The sequence below is a fragment of the Salifodinibacter halophilus genome, assembly GCA_012999515.1.
Classification (GTDB): Bacteria; Pseudomonadota; Gammaproteobacteria; order Nevskiales; family Salinisphaeraceae; genus Salifodinibacter; species Salifodinibacter halophilus.
This window is the reverse complement of record JABEEB010000281.1, coordinates 1-269: the sequence shown is the minus strand read 5'-3', so window position 1 is coordinate 269 and position 269 is coordinate 1. Positions and strand designations below refer to the sequence as shown.

Here is a 269-nt window from a genome sequence, read left to right as displayed (position 1 = left end):
CGGCGGCCTGGGTGGCCAGGCCGATTTCCGAACCGGTCGCCAGCAAGATCACCTCCGGCGCGCCGTCGCTGTCGCGCAGCACGTAGCCGCCGCGCTCGATCTGCGCGACCTGCTGCGCGTCGCGCGGCTGGTGCGGCAGGTTCTGGCGCGAGAACACCAGGCAGCTCGGGCCGTCCAGGCGGGTGATCGCCGCCTTCCACGCCGCCGCCGATTCGACCGCGTCGCACGGGCGCCACACGTCGTTGTGCGGGATGTAGCGCAGGCTGGCG

At 73.6% G+C, this 269-nt stretch carries 1 protein-coding gene; it reads right to left on the bottom strand.

From position 1 onward, the window contains the following. On the bottom strand, positions 1-269 hold a 269-nt coding region (locus HKX41_11670), incomplete at both ends, for a transketolase (protein NNC24791.1).